The 17,989-nt window shown below is 61.5% G+C and carries 12 protein-coding genes; 5 read left to right on the plus strand and 7 right to left on the minus strand.

The window, feature by feature from the left end; translation table 11 throughout:
• Positions 1-13 precede the first annotated feature (13 nt).
• From ACN9MY_RS01020 to ACN9MY_RS01040, 5 genes are all read right to left on the minus strand, one after another.
• Positions 14-4,735, minus strand: a complete 4,722-nt coding sequence (locus ACN9MY_RS01020) for a glutamate synthase-related protein (RefSeq protein WP_426319971.1) — start codon at positions 4,733-4,735, stop codon at positions 14-16.
• A 204-nt stretch (positions 4,736-4,939) separates the two neighbouring features.
• Complete coding sequence (locus ACN9MY_RS01025; RefSeq protein ID WP_426319973.1) at positions 4,940-5,662, minus strand: transposase; 723 nt, start codon at positions 5,660-5,662, stop codon at positions 4,940-4,942.
• A 63-nt stretch (positions 5,663-5,725) separates the two neighbouring features.
• Positions 5,726-6,406, minus strand: coding sequence for a response regulator transcription factor (locus tag ACN9MY_RS01030; RefSeq protein WP_055939590.1), 681 nt, complete (start codon positions 6,404-6,406; stop codon positions 5,726-5,728).
• Between the two features lie 87 nt (positions 6,407-6,493).
• Complete coding sequence (locus ACN9MY_RS01035) at positions 6,494-7,525, minus strand: PAS domain-containing sensor histidine kinase (protein ID WP_426166660.1); 1,032 nt, start codon at positions 7,523-7,525, stop codon at positions 6,494-6,496.
• A 4-nt stretch (positions 7,526-7,529) separates the two neighbouring features.
• Positions 7,530-10,640 carry a DEAD/DEAH box helicase gene (locus tag ACN9MY_RS01040; protein WP_426166662.1) on the minus strand — a complete coding sequence of 1,037 codons (3,111 nt, stop codon included), beginning with the start codon at positions 10,638-10,640 and terminating at the stop codon, positions 7,530-7,532.
• A 192-nt stretch (positions 10,641-10,832) separates the two neighbouring features.
• Between ACN9MY_RS01040 and ACN9MY_RS01045 the strand changes: the two genes are divergently transcribed.
• From ACN9MY_RS01045 to ACN9MY_RS01055, 3 genes are all read left to right on the plus strand, one after another.
• Positions 10,833-13,181 carry a Tex family protein gene (locus ACN9MY_RS01045; RefSeq protein WP_426319976.1) on the plus strand — a complete coding sequence of 783 codons (2,349 nt, stop codon included), beginning with the start codon at positions 10,833-10,835 and terminating at the stop codon, positions 13,179-13,181.
• A gap of 229 nt (positions 13,182-13,410) precedes the next feature.
• Complete coding sequence (gene grxD / locus ACN9MY_RS01050) at positions 13,411-13,728, plus strand: Grx4 family monothiol glutaredoxin (protein ID WP_057265627.1); 318 nt, start codon at positions 13,411-13,413, stop codon at positions 13,726-13,728.
• Positions 13,721-14,317: a UbiX family flavin prenyltransferase gene (locus ACN9MY_RS01055; RefSeq protein ID WP_426166667.1), complete on the plus strand. Its 597-nt coding sequence runs from the start codon at positions 13,721-13,723 to the stop codon at positions 14,315-14,317. The genes grxD and ACN9MY_RS01055 overlap by 8 nt, the downstream gene beginning before the upstream one ends.
• 209 nt (positions 14,318-14,526) lie before the next feature.
• Here ACN9MY_RS01055 and ACN9MY_RS01060 read toward each other — a convergent pair whose 3' ends face one another.
• Entirely contained in the window at positions 14,527-14,937 is a 411-nt protein-coding gene (locus ACN9MY_RS01060; RefSeq protein WP_426166669.1) for a hypothetical protein, read from the minus strand.
• 269 nt (positions 14,938-15,206) lie between these two features.
• Complete coding sequence (locus tag ACN9MY_RS01065) at positions 15,207-16,271, minus strand: MBL fold metallo-hydrolase (protein ID WP_426319979.1); 1,065 nt, start codon at positions 16,269-16,271, stop codon at positions 15,207-15,209.
• Between the two features lie 48 nt (positions 16,272-16,319).
• Here ACN9MY_RS01065 and ACN9MY_RS01070 point away from each other — a divergent pair, with 48 nt between their 5' ends.
• On the plus strand, positions 16,320-16,724 hold the full coding sequence (locus tag ACN9MY_RS01070; RefSeq protein ID WP_426166673.1) for a MerR family transcriptional regulator: 405 nt from the start codon (positions 16,320-16,322) through the stop codon (positions 16,722-16,724).
• A gap of 66 nt (positions 16,725-16,790) precedes the next feature.
• On the plus strand, positions 16,791-17,975 hold the full coding sequence (locus tag ACN9MY_RS01075) for an isovaleryl-CoA dehydrogenase (RefSeq protein ID WP_426166675.1): 1,185 nt from the start codon (positions 16,791-16,793) through the stop codon (positions 17,973-17,975).
• Positions 17,976-17,989: the final 14 nt, after the last annotated feature.

The raw sequence follows: 17,989 nt of genomic DNA on the forward strand, positions 1-17,989 counted from the left end.
TTCTGATCCTCTCTTACGCAGCGATTGCTTGAGTTTCCGCTTCGATCGCGGCGTTGTCTGCCATTTCCACCAGGGCGCGTTTGTACTCGCTCGGGAACACCTTGACGAACTTGGAACGGCTCTCGTTCCAGTTGTCGAGCAACAGGCGCGCGCGCGTGCTGCCGGTGTGTTTGAAGTGGCGCTCAATCAAGCGTTTGAGGATGATTTCATCGGCCTCCGGTTCGCCATTGCGATGCTGGCTATGCCAGGTGGCTTTGTCGACCAGCTGGTCGGCGGCCGCCTTCACTTCTTCCAGGCTCACCATGGACATATTGCACTTGCTGTGGAATTCGCCGTCCGGGTCGTACACGTAGGCGATACCGCCCGACATGCCCGCCGCGAAGTTGCGGCCGGTGGCGCCCAGCACGACCACGGTACCGCCGGTCATGTATTCGCAACCGTGGTCGCCCAGGCCTTCCACGATCGCGGTGGCGCCGGAGTTACGCACAGCGAAACGCTCGCCAGCCACGCCGTTGATGAAGGCTTCGCCGGCAACTGCACCGTACATGACGGTGTTGCCAACGATGATGTTGTTCACGGCCCAGCCGCGGAACTCGGTGTTCGGGCGCACGATGATGCGGCCGCCCGACAGGCCCTTGCCCACGTAGTCGTTGCCTTCGCCCACCAGGTCGATGGTGATGCCCGCTGCCAGGAAGGCCGCAGCCGACTGGCCTGCGGTGCCTTGCAGCTGGATGTGGATGGTGTCGTCCGGCAGGCCGGCGTGGCCGTATTTCAGGGCCACTTCGCCCGACAGCATGGTACCGACGGTGCGGTTGACGTTCTTCACCGGCGAGATGAAGGACACGCGCTCGCCCTTTTCCAGCGCAGGCTTGGCTTGTGCGATCAGCTTCAGGTCCAGTGCCTTGTCCAGGCCGTGGTCCTGCTCTTCGGTGTGGTAAATCAGCTTGCCGTCGTCCACTTTCGGCTGGTAGAACACATTGGTGAAGTCCAGGCCCTGTGCCTTCCAGTGGGTGATGGCTTTCGACTTGTCCAGCAGGTCGGCGCGGCCGATCAGTTCGTCGAAGGTGCGGATGCCCAGTTGTGCCATCAGCTGGCGCGCTTCCTCGGCGACGAAGAAGAAGTAGTTCACCACGTGCTCAGGCTTGCCCTGGAACTTCTTGCGCAGCTCAGGATCCTGGGTCGCAACGCCGACCGGGCAGGTGTTCAGGTGGCACTTGCGCATCATGATGCAACCTTCCACCACCAGCGGTGCGGTGGCGAAACCGACTTCGTCGGCGCCCAGCAGGGCAGCGATCACCACGTCGCGGCCGGTACGCATCTGGCCGTCGGCCTGGACGCGCACACGGCTGCGCAGGCCGTTCAGCACCAAGGTCTGCTGGGTTTCGGACAGGCCCAGCTCCCATGGCGTACCGGCATGCTTGACGGAGGACAGCGGCGATGCGCCGGTGCCACCGTCGTGGCCGGCCACCACGATGTGGTCGGCCTTGGCTTTCGATACGCCGGCAGCGACGGTACCGATACCGACTTCCGACACCAGCTTGACCGAGATCGAAGCGCGCGGGTTGGCGTTCTTCAGGTCGTGGATCAGCTGCGCCAGGTCTTCGATCGAGTAGATGTCGTGGTGCGGCGGCGGCGAGATCAGGCCCACGCCCGGTACCGAGAAGCGCAGCTGCGCAATGTACTCGGACACCTTGTGGCCCGGCAGCTGGCCGCCTTCGCCCGGCTTGGCGCCCTGCGCCATCTTGATCTGGATCTGGTCGGCGGAGTTCAGGTACTCCGCGGTCACGCCGAAGCGGCCGGATGCCACCTGCTTGATGCGCGAACGCAGCGAGTCGCCTTCCTGCAGCGGAATATCGGATTCAACCTGGTCCTTGCCCAGCTCGGAAGCCAGCGTCGCACCGACCTTGATCGGGATGCCTCTCAGCTCATTGCTGTAACGGCGTGGATCTTCGCCGCCTTCACCGGTGTTGGATTTGCCGCCGATACGATTCATGGCGATGGCCAGGGTGGCGTGGGCTTCGGTCGAGATCGAGCCCAGCGACATCGCACCGGTAGCGAAACGCTTGACGATTTCCTTGGCCGGTTCCACTTCGTCCAGCGGGATTGCCTTGGTCGGATCGATCTTGAATTCGAACAGGCCGCGCAGGGTCAGGTGGCGCTTGCTCTGGTCGTTGATCAGCTGTGCATACTCTTTATAGGTCGAGTAGTTGTTGGAGCGGGTCGAGTGCTGCAGCTTGGCGATGGCGTCCGGCGTCCACAGGTGGTCTTCGCCGCGCACGCGGTACGCGTATTCGCCGCCTGCATCCAGCGCGTCCGCCAGCACCGGGTCATTGCCGAAGGCCAGCTTGTGCAGGCGCAGGCCTTCCTCGGCCACTTCGAACAGGCCGATGCCTTCCACGTTCGACTGGGTGCCGCGGAAGTACTTGTCGACCAGCTGGCGGTTCAGGCCAACGGCTTCGAAGATCTGGGCGCCGCAGTAGGACATGTAGGTCGAGATGCCCATCTTCGACATCACCTTCATCAGGCCTTTGCCGACTGCCTTGGTGTAGTTGTAGATGGCGGTTTCCGGAGTCAGGTCGCCCGGCAGCGAGTGCGCCAGTTCGGCCAGCGATTCCATCGCCAGGTAAGGGTGGACTGCTTCCGCGCCGTAGCCGGCCAGCAGGGCGAAGTGGTGGGTTTCGCGGGCGGAGCCGGTTTCCACCACCAGGCCGGTGGAGGCGCGCAGGCCCTTGCTCACCAGGTGCAGGTGGATGGTCGACGTTGCCAGCAGGGCCGGGATCGCCACGCGGTCCGGACCGACGGTGCGGTCGGAAATGATCAGGATGTTGTGGCCGGACTTCACCGCGTCCACGGCTTCCGCGCACAGCGATGCCAGCGAAGCTTCCACGCCTTCCTTGCCCCAGGCCAGCGGGTAGCAGATGCTCAGCTCATAGGACTTGAACTTGCCGCCGGTGTGCTGGCTGATGGTCCGCAGGCGCGCGATGTCGTCGAAGCCCAGCACCGGCTGCGACACTTCAAGGCGCATCGGCGGGTTGACGTTGTTGGTATCCAGCAGGTTCGGTTTCGGGCCGATGAAGGACACCAGCGACATCACCATCGCTTCGCGGATCGGGTCGATCGGCGGGTTGGTTACCTGCGCGAACAGTTGCTTGAAGTAGTTGTACAGCGGCTTCAGCTTGTTGGAAGTGACGGCCAGCGGCGAGTCGTTGCCCATCGAGCCGACAGCTTCTTCGCCGTTAATTGCCATTGGCGCCAGGATGAAGCGCATGTCTTCCTGGGTATAGCCGAACACCTGCTGGCGGTCCAGCAGCGATGCGGACTGCTTCTCGCCGGCAGCCGGACCGTACTTGGCCACGTTGGCAGCGGTCTGGCTTTCGCTCATTTTGAGCTCGCCCAGCTTGATACGCACCGCGTTGATCCATGCCTTGTATGGCTTGGCGTTGGCGTAGGTGTCTTTCAGTTCCTTGTCGTCGATGATGCGGCCGGCTTCCAGGTCGATCAGGAACATCTTGCCCGGCTGCAGGCGCCATTTCTGGATGATCTTCGATTCCGGGATCGGCAGCACGCCCGATTCGGACGCCATCACCACCAGGTCGTCGTCGGTCACGATGTAGCGGGCAGGACGCAGGCCATTGCGGTCCAGCGTGCCGCCGATGTAGCGGCCGTCGGTGAAGGCCATGGCGGCCGGGCCGTCCCATGGTTCCATCATCGATGCGTAGTATTCGTAGAAGGCCTTGCGGTTGTCGTCCATCAGCGTGTGGTTTTCCCACGCTTCAGGAATCATCATCATCATCGCCTGCGCCAGCGGATAGCCCGCCATCAGCAGCAGTTCCAGCGCATTGTCGAAGCAGGCGGTGTCAGACTGGCCTTCATAGATCAGCGGGAACAGCTTCTGCAGGTCGTCGCCCAGCACGGCGGACTTCATCACGCCTTCGCGGGCGCGCATCCAGTTGAAGTTGCCCTTCACGGTGTTGATCTCGCCATTGTGCGCGATCAGGCGGTATGGGTGGGCCAGCGGCCACTCAGGGAAGGTGTTGGTCGAGAAACGCTGGTGCACCAGCGCCAGCGCGGAGATGCAGCGCGGATCCTGCAGGTCCTTGTAGTACACGCCCACCTGGTCGGCCAGCAGCAGGCCCTTGTACACGACGGTACGTGCCGACATGGACGGCACGAAGAATTCCTTGCCGTGGATCAGTTTCAGCGCCTGGATCGCGTGGCCCGACGATTTGCGGATGACGTACAGCTTGCGCTCCAGCGCGTCGGTCACCATCACGTCCTGGCCGCGGCCGATGAAGATCTGGCGGATGACCGGCTCTTTTTCGCGGACGCGGGGCGACATCGGCATCTCCGAGTCGATCGGCACGTTACGCCAGCCCAGTACGACCTGGCCTTCGATACGCACAGCGCGTTCAATTTCCTGTTCGCAAGCGATGCGGGAAGCATTTTCCTTCGGCAGAAACACCATGCCGACGCCGTATTCGCCTGGCGGCGGCAGTTCGACACCCTGCTTGGCCATTTCGTCGCGGTAGAACTGGTCCGGAATCTGGATCAGGATGCCGGCGCCGTCGCCCATCAGCTTGTCCGCGCCGACCGCACCCCTGTGGTCCAGGTTCTTCAGGATCAGCAGACCCTGTTCGACGATCGAGTGGCTCTTGTTGCCTTTGATGTGGGCGACGAAACCGACGCCACAGGCGTCATGTTCGTTGGCTGGGTTGTACAAACCTTGCGCTTGCATGCGATTCTCCGCTGAATTTTTGGTCACGAAAATCCAGAGTAATGCAGTGCACAAAAACGCGCAAGAAAAACAAATAGGGTCGGAGTCGAATTAAATCGGCGACAGTCGCGCGGGAATTTAATTGGGGACAGAGTGCCAGCCAAAACCGGGAAACCAGTGTCTGACCCATAGGGCCAGGCACTTTCGGCCCGCGTCCGCCGCGTCTTAAAGGATCTGACCCTGCGGGTCAGACCCTGGTTTACCGGTTTTGGCTGGCCGCCCCCGCTTAGCCGGCAGCACCTGCCGCTTCATGCGCCGCTCCAGTTCAGCCTTCCATTTGTCGCTGCCCAAAGGCCAGCCTTTCAGCGCCGCGCTCTCGATTGCCCGCTGGTCCACTCCAGCCAGCCCCTGCGCCGCCAGTTCTATATAGGCCGCCTCGCGCTGGAACGGCGTATTGCCCAGCGCCCAGTAGATCGGATGATCGTTCACCGCCCCATCCTGGCGAATCCCCGCATGGTGTGGATAGCTCGACCACTGGTAATGCTCCGGCCCTTCGGCCAGTCGCGCTCGGACCGCAGCGAATTCAATGTATTTAGAGCAAGAAATGAAGTAGCGCTCCGCCTCGATGACCGAGGTTTTATAGCGCCCCTGCCACAGAGTGCCGGCCCGGGAGTATTTCTGGTTGAAATAAGGGACATAGTGCCGCCCGATCCATTGCATCATGCCACCCAGGCCTTCCTCGTCGCTGGGAGAGGCTAGCAGGTGCAATTCGCCCGGCAAAAGGGTGTAGGCATGCACCGCCACCTTGTATTGGCGGGCGGCGGCGCGCATCCACGCGATGAAACTGCTGAAATCTTCAGCATCCAGGAACACTTCCTGGCCATTCAGGCCACGCTGGATGATGTAATGCGGCTGGTTGGGAACGACGAGACGAGGCAGACGGGCCATGAAAACAAAAAGGGTAGGATCGGGAAACCCCGATTCTACCCAGTTCGCTTGACTCTGTCCCTATTAAGACAAATTGAAGCTGGCGGACAGGCTGTAACCCTCGCCGTAGGCCGAACGCAGGGGCAAATCCTGGCCCAGGCCGCTACGCGCCTTTTTGCGTAAACGATACACCAGCATGTCGACGCGGCGGCCGGCATCCGGATCGTCGCCGCCAATGCCAGCCACGATCACCTGGCGCGGCACCGGACGGGTGTTAATGGTCAGCAAGTGCAGGAAATTGCACTCTTTCTCGGTCAGGGTGATGGCCTGGCCCTGCAGTTCCAGCTGGCGGGCCGAGACCTTCAGGGTCCACTTGCTTGGAACAGGGATGGCTTCCTGCGGGCCGACGCGGCGGTCCAGCGCCTCGATATGGGCGGCCAGTTCCGGGAACTTGATCGGCTTGGTCAGGTAATGGTCGGCGCCCAGGCGCAGGCCCATGATGCGGGAGTCGAAGGCCACGCGGCCGGTCAGCACGAGCAGGCCGATCTGAGGGTACAGCTGGCGCATGCGCGGGATGACATTGAAGCCATCCTCATCCGGCAAGCCCAGGTCGAGCACGACAACGCCCACGGTGCCCTGGCTGAGGGCGGACCACATTTCCTGGGCGTTATTGGTGGTGTGAACTACATGGCCAAGTTCAGCCAGGAAATCCGCCATCTCTTCGGCGTATTCCAGGTTGTCTTCCACGATGAGTATTTGCGTCATTGATGCGCCATTTTCCATTCAGTCGCGAGCCGGGGTTTAGGGCTTGCGTCGAAGAATTATCACGGTTGGTCACGGGCTGCGCAAGCCTTAAGCAGCGACCGGGAGCCAAATCCGAAATTTCTTGCCGCTTTCAGGCAAATTTTCCACAGACAGTGTGCCGCCGTGGACCTCAACAACATTCCTGGCCATATACAGGCCGAGGCCGGAACCGGCATGCCCTGCGGCAGCCTTGCCTCGGTAACCCTTGTCGAAGAGTTTGCCTAGCTCATCATCCGGAACGGGAGCGCCGTGGTCGATGACGAGGAGTTCAACCCCGCCTTCGCTGGCTTTCCTACCCTGCAATTCTATCGCAACGTTGTCATTAGTGTACTTGAGGGCGTTATCTAAAAGTATGTCGAGACACAAACGCATGCCCTGCGGATCGCAACGCATCCATTGCGGCAAGCCTTCTGCACGCACCGTGATGTCGCCGCGACGCTGGCGCGCGGCTTCGGCCGCCGTTTCCAGCAAGGCTTCCGGCGAGATTTCGTCGGCCTGGCGCTTGCGGCCAATGCTGGCCATGCGCTCAGGGCTCAGGTATTCGTTGATCAACTCCAACAAGCGGTCGACCGACGTCTGTATCTTGCGGTAGCGCTTCTTGGTGTTTTCATCAGCATTGGCCGAAGTCATTTCCAGGCGCTGGATCGCACCGTCGATCGTGGAGAGCGGCGTGCGGAATTCGTGCGACACCATCGACGCGAATTTCTTTTGCTGCTTCTCACGCTCGATGCGATCGCGGATATCGCGCACCGTGCCGACCAGGCGCAGCACGCCGCTATCGACGTCGGGCACCAGGGTCGATTCGATTTCGACCGGGATCATCACACCGTCGCGGCCCGTCATTTCCGCATCGCGCACGGTATGGCGGCGCGTGGTATCGCCGGAGGTGTAGGCTTCCAGCCGTTCCGGCAGTTCGCCCATCAAGTCGGCCGCAACCTGCTGAGCGCGGTCCGGCATGTAGCCAAACAGCTTTTCAGCAGAAGGGCTGACGTACAGCAGCTGGCCACTATCGCAGTCCAGCATCCAGTGTACGTCGCTGCTGTGGTCGAGGATCTGGCGATAGTGTTCAGCACTCAGCATGGGATCAATCCTGTAACGGTGCGAAGATCTGTTGCAGGTCTTCCTGGGTCAAGGCCATCTTCTGCGATTCGCCTTCGGCCAGCACGGATTGCGCCAGGTCCGATTTCTTCTGCTGCAGCAGCTGGATCTTTTCTTCCAGCGTGCCCTTGGCGATCAGCTTGTACACGAACACCGGCTTGTCCTGGCCGATACGCCAGGCGCGGTCGGTGGCCTGGTTTTCGGCGGCAGGATTCCACCACGGATCGTAATGGATCACGGTGTCGGCTGCAGTCAGGTTCAGGCCCACGCCGCCGGCCTTCAGCGAAATCAGGAAAATCGGCACCGCGCCTTGCTGGAAGGCAGCCACCTGGGCGCCGCGGTCGCGGGTTTCTCCGGTCAGGATGGCGTACGGAATGTCGCGTGCTTCCAGTTCTTCCTCGATCAGTTCCAGCATCGAAGTGAATTGCGAGAACACCAGGATCTTGCGCTTCTCTTCCAGCAGGTCTTCCACCATCTGCATCAGGTCGATCAGCTTGGCCGAACCAGCGGAGGCGGCTTTCTTGGTAGTCTTCACCAGGCGCGGATCGCAGCAGACCTGGCGCAGCTTGAGCAGCGCTTCCAGGATCACGATCTGCGAGCGCGCCACGCCCTTGCGATCGATCTCCTCGCGCACTTTCTGGTCCATGGCCAGGCGCACAGTTTCGTACAGGTCGCGCTGCGCGCCGCTGAGCTCCACCTTGCGCACCATCTCGGTCTTCGGCGGCAGTTCCTTGGCCACGCTGTCCTTGGTACGGCGCACCAGGAAAGGCTTGATGCGGCGGTTCAGCAACTGGCGGCGCTGCGGATCATCCTGGCGCTCGATCGGGTGGCGGAAGTTGCTGTTGAAGGTCTTCTCGTCGCCCAGCAAGCCCGGCAACAGGAAGTGGAATTGCGACCACAGCTCGCCGAGGTGGTTTTCCAGCGGCGTGCCGGACAGGCACAGGCGGTGGCGCGCACGCAGCAGGCCCGCGCTCTGGGCGGCCTTCGATCGGGTGTTCTTGATGTAGTGCGATTCGTCCAGGATCACCAGGTGGAAATCATGCTCGCGCAGCTTTTCCTCGTCGCGCGGCAGCAGGGCGTAGGTGGTCAGCACCAGGTCGACTTTCGGGATCTCGTCGAACAGCTCGGCGCGGTCCTTGCCCTGCAACAGCAGCACTTTCAGGCCAGGCGCGAAGCGGGCGGCTTCATCCTGCCAGTTGTTCATCAGGCTGGTGGGCGCGATGACCAGGGCTGGATGATCCAGGCGGCCGGCTTCTTTCTCCACCAGGATGTGGGCGATAGTTTGCACCGTCTTGCCCAGACCCATGTCGTCGGCCAGGATGCCGCCGAAATTGTATTCGCGCAGGAACTGCATCCAGCTCAGGCCGTCGGTCTGGTAATCGCGCAGGGTCGCTTGCAGGCCGGCCGGGGTCGGCACACGCTTGACCGAGGAGAACTGGTTGAGCTTGCGGCCCATTTCACGCAGCTCTTCGCCGCCGGTCCACTGGAAGTCGACATTGCGCGCCAGCTCGTCCAGGCGCGCCGCATCCAGCGAGGACATGCGCACCGAATGGCGGATCTTTTCGCTGAAGTAGAGCTCGCCGATCGTCGCCAGGATAGGGCGCAGGCGGTTCCATGGCAGGGCCACGCGCGTACCGTCCGGCAGCGCGGCCAGCATCTGGTCCGAGTCGCCATGCACAGCCAGCGCTTTCGGGCTGAAGTCGTTCGGGAAATTGCGGATCATCTGCACCAGCACCGGCAGCAGCGGCACGCGCTCGCCATTGACGGTGATGCCGAGTTCCAGGTCGAACCAGGCATTGCCATTCTCGGTGGTTTCTTCCTCGACTTCGGCGTACCAGTCGTCGACCGCCACCATATCGTAGCGGTACTTCGGCGATTTCTCGACGCGCCAGCCGGCAGCCAGCAATTCATCGATGCCGGATTCGGCGAAGCGGATCCAGTCGGCCTGGTTGGCCAGCAACAGGCCGCCGCGCACGCTGGACAGCGGCAGCGCGGTCGGTTTCTTGAAGCCCAGCTGGGTCAGTGTTTCCAGCGCGGCCGCCTCGGCAGCCTCGTCACGCTGGATGATCTCAGTCACTTCGCCGCGCTGGCGCACCACACGCTGCGAAGGATCGAAGGACACGCGCTCGCCGTCGTAGTCATACGACAGCACGGCATAGTCATTCCAGCGCTGCAGGGTGCCGTCGGCCAGTTGCGCCGAATCGAGCACCAGGATAGGCCGCGGCTTGACGTCGGTGCGCACGCGCTGGGGCAGCGGCTGTGGCAACGGCATCAATTGCTGCAGGCCGTGCGCCAGCAGCAGCTGCGATACCCGCATCTTATCGTTCGGCATCAGCAGCGGCGCCTGCGCCACCAAGGCCTGCAGGTCAGCCAGCGGAATGGTGGTGCCACCCTGGTTCAGCTGCAGCACGCCGGTCGACAGGTTGTCGATATACCATGGCGGTTCGGTCGGCAGCATGTAGTCGATCTGGTCGGCGCCATGGTGCCGGGCCCCTTCCTGCACGTCGACCTGCCAGCCAAGGCGCAGGCCCTTGCCTTCCTCGCGCCAGGCCAGGCTGGCATTGCGCTTGTCGCCAGCCTTCATCGGATAGACCAGGCCGTTGCCCACGTCGGACCAGGAGTTCGCCCACAGCAGCTTGTCCTGTTCGGACAACATTTGCAGCAGCGCCGCGCCGATCTTGCCGCGCGGCTCAGTGGCGCTGCCGGTCTGGGAATTGGGCCCGCTGCGCATGGCCACGAAGAAGCGGACCAGGTCTTCATCGCCCGGCGCCAGGAATGCTGGCGGAGCGGAGAGCAGGGAAAACACTTCGCTGACCGGGGTGGCCGCAGCCACGTCCCCGTTCGGTTTCAGGCGCGCCTTGTACAGGCAGAGCGCGACATGGCGCCCGCCGCTGGTCGGCGCCAGCACATAAATCAGTTTGTAGTTGGTCTGTTTCGGGTCGATTTCGACCGGGGCCAGTTTTGGCTTGGGATGCGCGGCTGCATCCACCCTCTGCAACCATGTCGCCACAGCATAGGGAAGCTGGTTGGGCGGAGCAGCTGGTGCGGGAGCCGGTGCGACTGGAGTTTCGCGGGCTTCGTCGCGGGTAATATCCATTGGGCGCATTCTTTTAAATCAGCGGTTCAAAAACAGCAACATGCAATATTATCCGCCTTCCACGTTTTCGTGTTTGTGAAAATCCTAACTTAGTGCAACTACAAGTTAGACGGACAACATTGACTAATTAATAATAATCGATTCCCGGGCCCGTGTTGTATGATTTCGGCCTTCACAGTTTGGAATACCGTCATGCTGCCTTCTATCGAACAACGCCTTGCCCTCGAACTGGCCGCCAAGCCGGCCCAGGTCGCCGCCGCCATCGCCCTGCTGGACGAAGGCGCCACCGTCCCGTTTATCGCCCGCTACCGCAAGGAAGCGACCGGCGGCCTGGACGACACCCAGCTGCGCAATCTCGAAGAGCGCCTGCGCTACCTGCGCGAGCTGGAAGAACGCCGTGAAGCGATCGTCAACTCGATTACCGAGCAAGGCAAGATGACGCCGGAGCTGCTAGATGCGGTCATGCACGCAGAGGACAAGACCCGGCTGGAAGACCTTTACCTCCCTTACAAGCAAAAACGCCGCACCAAGGCCCAGATCGCCATCGAAGCGGGCCTGGCCCCGCTGGCCGACGCCCTGCTGGCCGACCCGACCCTGAATCCCGAGGAACAGGCCGCCGGTTACATGCGCGAAGCCTTCGAGACCGCCGACGGCAAGAATCCTGGCGTGGCCGACGCCAAGGCCGCCCTCGATGGCGCCCGCCAGATCCTGATGGAACGCTTCGCGGAAGACGCCACCCTGCTGCAATCGCTGCGCGAATATGTCCAAGAGCATGGCGTAGTTGAATCGAAAGTTGTTGAGGGAAAGCAAGAAGAGGGCGAAAAGTTCGCCGATTACTTCGATTATTCCGAGCCGCTGGCCGCCGTACCGTCGCATCGCGCCTTGGCACTGTTGCGCGGACGCCGGGAAGGCATGCTGGACGTCACCCTGCGTCTCGATTCGGAAGAGGAAAAGCCGAAGTGGGACGCCCCGCATAACCCCTGCGAAAGCCGCATTTCGGCCCGTTTCGGCATCAAGCAAGCCGGCCGCCCCGCCGACAAATGGCTGGCCGACACCGTGCGCTGGACCTGGCGCGTGAAATCCTTCATGCACCTGGAAACCGAACTGATGGGCGCCCTGCGCGAAAAAGCCGAACTGGACGCCATCAACGTGTTTGCTACCAATTTGAAAGCTTTGTTGCTGGCCGCCCCGGCCGGCCCGCGCGCCACCATGGGCCTGGACCCAGGCCTGCGCACCGGCGTGAAAGTCGCCGTAGTCGACGCCACCGGCAAGGTTGTGGATACCGCCACCATTTATCCACACCAGCCGCGCAACGACTGGCACGGCTCGCTGCACACCTTGTCGCGACTGGCCGCCAAGCACGGCGTGCAGCTGGTCTCGATCGGCAACGGCACCGCCTCGCGCGAAACCGACAAGCTGGCGCAAGACCTGATCAAGCAATGTCCGGAGCTGAAGCTGACCAAGATCGTGGTCTCAGAAGCCGGCGCATCGGTGTACTCGGCCTCCGAATACGCCTCGCGCGAACTGCCGGAGCTGGACGTGTCGCTGCGCGGTGCCGTCTCGATCGCGCGCCGCCTGCAAGACCCGCTGGCCGAGCTGGTGAAGATCGACCCGAAATCGATCGGCGTCGGCCAGTACCAGCACGACGTATCGCAGACCCAATTGGCGCGCTCGCTGGACGCAGTCGTAGAGGACTGCGTGAATGCGGTGGGCGTCGACGTGAATACCGCCTCGGCGCCGCTGCTGGCACGCGTCTCCGGCCTGTCCGCCAGCGTAGCGCAAAGCATCGTCAGCTACCGCGACATGAAGGGCGCATTCGCCTCCCGTGCAGCGCTGAAGAACGTGCCGCGACTGGGCGACAAGACCTTCGAGCAGGCAGCCGGCTTCCTGCGCGTAATGGGCGGAGAGAACCCGCTGGACGCGTCGGCAGTGCACCCTGAGTCATACCCGGTGGTCGAGAAGATCCTGGCCGACATCCAGAAAGACGTGCGCGGCGTGATCGGCGAAAGCAAGTTGCTGAAAGCGCTGTCCCCGGCCAAATATGCCGACGACAAGTTCGGCGTGCCGACCGTGACCGACATCATCAAGGAACTGGAAAAGCCGGGCCGCGACCCGCGCCCTGAATTCACCACCGCCACCTTCAAGGAAGGCGTGGAAGAGATCAGCGACCTGCGTCCGGACATGATCCTGGAAGGCGTAGTGACCAATGTGGCCGCCTTCGGCGCCTTCGTCGATATCGGTGTGCACCAGGACGGCCTGGTTCACATTTCCGCCCTGTCGAACACCTTCGTCAAAGACCCCCACACGGTGGTGAAAGCCGGCCAGGTGGTGAAGGTCAAGGTACTGGAGGTGGACGTGAAGCGCAAGCGTATTGCCCTGACCATGCGCCTGTCCGACAGCGCGCCCGTCGCCGGCTCCCGCCCAGAGCAGCGTAGCGACCGCAACGACCGCCGCGCCATGGGCCAGCAGCAAAAGCAGCAATCGCGCGAGCCAGTCCAGCAAAGCTCGATGGCCGCCGCCTTCGCCAAGCTGCGCAGCTAAACAAAAGTCGGGGTCAGGTCTGTCTTTTGGACAGCTAACGCAATCATTTGATCTTGCTCAATACGCGATTTCGCTACCTTTCGCGTATTGATTTTGATCAAAGGGTAGCGCTGTCTGTCCGAATGACAGACCTGACCCCGAATTACGCCAGGACATGACCTGTGTCATCAAGTAAGGCGCCGTTTCGCGGTAAAATGGCGGGATTCCAATCCTTAGCAGTGAGAATGCAATGAGCGACGTACAAACCTGGATCAAAGAAACCGTGACCAACACCCCCGTCGTGCTGTTCATGAAGGGCACCGCCCAGTTCCCACAGTGCGGCTTCTCCGGCCGTGCCATCCAGATCCTGAAAGCCTGCGGCGTTGAAAACATCGCCACCGTGAACGTACTGGATGATCCGGAAGTGCGCCAGGGCATCAAGGAATACTCGAACTGGCCAACCATCCCGCAGCTGTACGTGCGCGGTGAGTTCATCGGCGGCTCCGACATCATGTCCGAGATGTATGAATCCGGCGAACTGAAGGCCCTGCTGGACAATAATGGCTGATCGCCCGCAGCGGCTGGTCATTGCCATCACCGGCGCTACCGGCGCCGTGTACGGCGTGCGGCTGCTGCAGCATTTGAAGCAAGCGACGGGGCAGGATGGCCGTCCCGTCGAGACCCACCTGGTCATCTCCGACGCCGCGGTCCTCACCCTCCATCAGGAAACAGGCTTGCAGCGCAAGGAAGTCGAAGCGCTGGCCCATGTCGTCCATAAGCAGAACAATATCGGCGCTTCCATCGCCAGCGGCTCTTTCCAGGCCGACGGCATGGTGATCGCTCCCTGTTCAATGAAAACCCTGGCTTCCGTCGCGCATGGCCTGTCGGACAACCTGATCGCCCGTGCTGCCGATGTGATGCTGAAGGAGCGCCGCCGCCTGATACTGATGGTGCGCGAGACGCCTTTCAATCTTGCGCATCTGCGCAATATGACCGCTGTCACCGAAATGGGCGGCGTTATCTTTCCGCCATTGCCAAGTTTTTACCACCAGCCGGAATCCATCGATGAAATGGTGGACCACACCGTGGCCCGTGTGATCGACTTATTCGGCATATGTCACAATCTGGCCCCTCGCTGGAATGGCATGAACCCTTGAAAACATGCGCCTTTGCGGGCCAATGTATCAAGTTTGTTACAAAGTGGTCTGGTCGTTTGTGACATGGCAGGACACCATGTTGGCAGTATCAAAAACATCATTTTGACACTTGGGCGGGGCGCGCCGGGAGCCGGCGCGCTAAGTGAAACTCGGACGTGCTTTTGAAAGCAATTTGCCCCGTTTTGCGCAGGATAAATGGTGTCGTTTTGTTACTTTTGGTAGTTGACCCTCACCAGCATGCGAATAAATTCGCGCGCAATTTGCTTGTGATGGTCGTCCAGCCGTTGCAAATCAGCGATCAATTTGACGTCAGCCGACTCGAACCGGTTCAGGTTGCTACCGTTCGAATCTCCATTATGGTGCTCGATTTCGGCACCGCCAAAGCGCAGCCATTCAGCAGGAACGCCCAGCCACTGCGCAATCATGCGCAGCTTTTCCTGGGTCGGAATTGCCTCTCCAACCAGCCATTTTCGGGCGGCGTGGACCGTAATCGGTCTGCCCTCAAACCTGATGTTGAACTCTCTCGCCAGCCGGGTTGGGCTGTCCGGAGAGTAGTGGGCATTTTTCAAAGCCTGCTGGAGTCGCTGGCTGAAGCTTTCACGTTCGTTCGAAGAATTCATAGTTGCACTATTTCATGTCACAACATGAATGTCAGTCTCTAGAACCATCAGACCAATTGTGACAATTGTAGTTAACAACAATTAACAATTGGCGCTACAGACTGGACGATTTCCCGCTCTGCCAACCCGAATTTCTTTCGGTAAAATCGGTAAAAAGTAGCAGAATCTACTTGTCATGACGACAAATAATCGGTTACAACTTTAGAAATAAAGTTGCTTGGCGACTACAAACCTAGGGGCTGTCTTTGTTGTCGACCGGTCGGCTGGTATTAAAGACCGTCGGTAACTTTATGCGCCTTTATGAATTTCATGATGCCGTGATCTCCGGTATCCCGGCGCACGATACCATCCCGCCATAGTTTGTGAAGGTGGGCCAGCGCTTCGCCCAACGCGAAGCTGAGTTGGTGGGCATCCAGCGGGCGGCGGAACATGATTGGTACTATCTCTGCCGCGGAGCGCGGCTGATCCGTGCAGGCGGCCAGCACCTCGGCCAGGCGCGCCTCGTGGTGATCGCGCAACTGCTTGATGCGGGTGTGCAGGCCTCGGAATGGCCGGCCATGCGAGGGCAGCACCAGCACGTCTTCCGGCAGGGTGGCGAAGCGCTCGAGCGAATCGAGGTATTGCTGCAAGGGGTTGGCTTCGGGTTCAACCGCGAAAACCGACATATTGGTCGAAATGCGCGGCAAGACCATGTCGCCGGAAATCAGCACATTGAGCTGTTCGCAGTAGAGGGCGGCGTGTTCCGGCGAATGGCCGAAACCGGTGATCACGCGCCAGGTGGCGTCGCCGGCCGCGATCACCTGGCCGTCATGCAGGCGCACATAGGAAGCCGGCACAGAAGGCACCAGCGAGGGGTAGTAATTCTTCCGGGAGCGCATTTTCTCCAGCATTTCCGGGTCGACCAGGCCATGCCGTTCAAAATGGGGGACGGCCGAAGGGCCGTCGACGCCGGGCAAGCCGGCCGACATCATGCGTGCGAAGGCATACTCGCCCGCCGTCATCCACAACGAGACGCCAAAGCGCTGGCACAGCCAATCGGCGAGCCCGACGTGGTCCGGGTGACAGTGAGTGGCCACTACGCGCCGCAGCGGCTGGCCAGCCAGCGGCCCGGCCAGCACGGCATTCCAGGCTTCCCTGCTGGCGTCCAGCGCCACGCCGCAGTCCACCGCGCTCCAGCCATCGGCTTCGCGCAACAGCCACAGGTTGATGTGGTCGAGCGCGAACGGCAACGGCAGCCGCATCCACGCCACGCCGGGCGCGACTTCGAGCACCGTGCCGCTGGCCGGCAGGGTGTCGCCAAATGGATAGTCAAGCTGGGATTCGAGCGGGTTCATGGCGTACAATAGATTGACGTTACGTAAACGGAAGATCCATTGTAAGCCATGCCGACCTACACCATCACCGAACTGGCCCGTGAGTTCGATATCACCCCGCGCGCCATCCGCTTCTATGAAGACCAGGGCCTGTTGAGCCCATCGCGCGAAGGTGCCGGCGGCCGCAACCGCGTGTATACCCCACGCGACCGCACCCGCCTCAAACTGACACTGCGCGGCAAGCGCATCGGCCTGTCGCTCAGCGAAATCAAGAGCCTGGTCGACATGTATGAGTCGCCAAAGGACACCGAAGCCCAGATGAACCGCTTCCTGGGCGTGCTGTCGCAGCACCGCGAGACGCTGGAACAACAGCGCGAGGACATCGAAATGTCGCTGCAAGAGATCGCCACCCACGAGGAAGAGTGCAAGCGCCTGCTGGCAGCACTTGCCGAAAAGCAAACTACGGCTACTTGACGTTTACGTTAACGTCACTCAGGCGTATCATTTGCGCTTCAATACCCAACACCAATAGAGGAAGACATGCTCCATCTCCCAGGCCTGACCTTTGATCACGGCGAAGACATCGCCGCCCTGCGCGAAGCGGTACAGCAGTTCGCCGCCGCCGAAATCGCCCCGCGCGCCGCTGAAATCGACCGCACCGACCAGTTCCCGATGGACCTGTGGCGCAAGATGGGTGAATTGGGCCTGCTGGGCATCACCGTCGGCGAAGAATACGGCGGCTCGAACATGGGCTACCTGGCCCACATCATCGCGATGGAAGAAATTTCCCGCGCTTCCGCCTCGGTCGGCCTGTCGTACGGCGCGCACTCCAACCTGTGCGTCAACCAGATCAAGCGCAACGGCACCGAAGAACAGAAGAAGAAATACCTGCCGAAGCTGATCTCCGGCGAGCACGTGGGTGCGCTGGCCATGTCCGAGCCGAACGCCGGTTCCGACGTGGTGTCGATGAAGCTGCGCGCCGACTTCAAGGGCGACCGCTGGGTGCTGAACGGCACCAAGATGTGGATCACCAACGGCCCGGACGCCGACACCCTGGTGGTGTACGCCAAGAACGATCTGGAAGCCGGCCCGCGCGGCATGACCGCCTTCCTGATCGAGAAGGGCTTCAAGGGCTTCTCCATCGCCCAGAAGCTGGACAAGCTGGGCATGCGCGGCTCCCACACCGGCGAGCTGGTGTTTGAAGATTGCGAAGTGCCGGCCGAGAACGTGCTGGGCGGCCTGGGCAAGGGGGTCAACGTGCTGATGTCCGGCCTGGACTTCGAACGCACCGTGCTGTCCGGCGGCCCGCTGGGCATCATGTCGGCCTGTATGGACGCCGTGGTTCCTTACATCCACGACCGCAAGCAGTTCGGCCAGCCGATCGGCGAATTCCAGCTGATGCAGGGCAAGCTGGCGGACATGTACTCCACCATGATGGCTTGCCGCGCCTACGTCTACGCCGTGGGCCAGGCCTGCGACCGCGCCACCTCGCCTGAGCAGGTGCGCGCATTGCGCAAGGATGCCGCCGGCGCCATCCTGTACTCGGCCGAGAAGGCAACCTGGATGGCAGGCGAAGCAATCCAGACCTTGGGCGGCAATGGCTACATCAACGAGTACCCGGTCGGCCGCCTGTGGCGCGACGCCAAGCTGTACGAAATCGGCGCCGGCACCAGCGAAATCCGCCGCATGCTGATCGGCCGCGAACTGTTCGCCGAGACCAAGTAAGCGAAGCCGCCCGC

The sequence above is a fragment of the Pseudoduganella sp. R-31 genome (genome assembly GCF_049913235.1).
Lineage (GTDB): Bacteria > Pseudomonadota > Gammaproteobacteria > Burkholderiales > Burkholderiaceae_D > Rugamonas.

What these genes read in the sequence shown, in the direction of transcription:
- ACN9MY_RS01025 (WP_426319973.1), bottom strand. Translation starts at nt 5,662, where the DNA reads ATGGCCCGTCTGCCTCGTCTCGTCGTTCCCAACCAGCCGCATTACATC.
- ACN9MY_RS01035 (WP_426166660.1), bottom strand. Translation starts at nt 7,525, where the DNA reads ATGCTGAGTGCTGAACACTATCGCCAGATCCTCGACCACAGCAGCGAC.
- grxD (WP_057265627.1), top strand. Translation starts at nt 13,411, where the DNA reads ATGAGCGACGTACAAACCTGGATCAAAGAAACCGTGACCAACACCCCC.
- ACN9MY_RS01060 (WP_426166669.1), bottom strand. Translation starts at nt 14,937, where the DNA reads ATGAATTCTTCGAACGAACGTGAAAGCTTCAGCCAGCGACTCCAGCAG.
- ACN9MY_RS01045 (WP_426319976.1), top strand. Translation starts at nt 10,833, where the DNA reads ATGCTGCCTTCTATCGAACAACGCCTTGCCCTCGAACTGGCCGCCAAG.
- ACN9MY_RS01065 (WP_426319979.1), bottom strand. Translation starts at nt 16,271, where the DNA reads ATGAACCCGCTCGAATCCCAGCTTGACTATCCATTTGGCGACACCCTG.
- ACN9MY_RS01055 (WP_426166667.1), top strand. Translation starts at nt 13,721, where the DNA reads ATGGCTGATCGCCCGCAGCGGCTGGTCATTGCCATCACCGGCGCTACC.
- ACN9MY_RS01030 (WP_055939590.1), bottom strand. Translation starts at nt 6,406, where the DNA reads ATGACGCAAATACTCATCGTGGAAGACAACCTGGAATACGCCGAAGAG.
- ACN9MY_RS01070 (WP_426166673.1), top strand. Translation starts at nt 16,320, where the DNA reads ATGCCGACCTACACCATCACCGAACTGGCCCGTGAGTTCGATATCACC.
- ACN9MY_RS01040 (WP_426166662.1), bottom strand. Translation starts at nt 10,640, where the DNA reads ATGGATATTACCCGCGACGAAGCCCGCGAAACTCCAGTCGCACCGGCT.
- ACN9MY_RS01020 (WP_426319971.1), bottom strand. Translation starts at nt 4,735, where the DNA reads ATGCAAGCGCAAGGTTTGTACAACCCAGCCAACGAACATGACGCCTGT.
- ACN9MY_RS01075 (WP_426166675.1), top strand. Translation starts at nt 16,791, where the DNA reads ATGCTCCATCTCCCAGGCCTGACCTTTGATCACGGCGAAGACATCGCC.